Annotated in this window: 1 pseudogene; it reads left to right on the top strand. The window is 44.6% G+C overall.

The annotated features are described in order from the left end of the window. Positions 1 to 961, top strand: a pseudogene (locus tag EFBL_RS14760) (IS3 family transposase); the annotation flags it as partial. Between the last annotated feature and the right edge of the window lie 40 nt (positions 962 to 1,001).

The raw sequence follows: 1,001 nt of genomic DNA, 5'->3' as shown, positions 1-1,001 counted from the left end.
AATTACAAAAACGGATTCGCGATCTCGAAGAGGAGAATGCCATCTTAAAAAAGGCAATGCACATCTTCGCAAAAGACCGGAAGTGAAATATTCTTTCATCCATGATCACCGCTTCGAATTCCGTGTTGAGAAGATGTGCGAGGTGTTCGGTGTATCCAGAAGCGGTTATTATGCCTGGTTAAAGCGTCCTAAAAGTGAACGAAAGAACCGAAAAGAGCGGCTGGCCAAACGGATCAAGCAGATCTTTTTAGAATCTCGAAGGCTTTATGGCAGCCCGAAAATTACACAAGTCTTACGCTCCGAAGGGGAAAAGGTTTCCCAGAAGACCGTGGCTCGAATCATGAAAGAGCTTGGACTTCGTTCGCGTACGGTGAAGAAGTACAAAGCCACCACGAATTCCAATCATTCTTTGCCAGTTCAAGAAAATAAGCTCAATCAACAGTTTGTAGCTGAGGCCCCTAACCAGGTCTGGATGGCCGACATTACTTATATTCCAACGGATGAAGGATGGCTTTATCTAGCGAGCATCATGGATCTCTACACGCGTAAAATCGTGGGATGGTATGCGGATAAGCAAATGACGAAAGCGTTAGTCCTCCAGGCACTGGATCGTGCTTATAAGCAACAGCGGCCCGCGGGAAACGTTCTGCACCACTCCGACCGAGGGAGTCAATATGCTTCTAGCGAGTACCAGGAACGCCTTGAACAGTACGGGATGAACGGCAGCATGAGCAGGAAGGGCAACTGCTATGACAACGCTTGTATCGAGTCTTTTCATAGCATCATTAAGCGAGAGCTTATCTACCTAGAGAAATTTAAGACTCGTGAAGAGGCAAAGAAACGAATCTATGAGTACATAGAATTTTTTTACAATCGAAGAAGAATCCATTCTTCGATCGGGTATCTCTCACCCATCGAACACGAACGTATGTACTATCAATCTATTAAAAATGCAGCATAAAATCTCTACTTTTTGTGTCTACTCTATTGACTTAATACCA

This window comes from Effusibacillus lacus (assembly GCF_002335525.1).
GTDB classification, from domain to species: Bacteria; Bacillota; Bacilli; order Tumebacillales; family Effusibacillaceae; genus Effusibacillus; species Effusibacillus lacus.
Note: the sequence above shows the minus strand (reverse complement) of the source record. Positions and strands in the feature narration are given on the sequence as shown.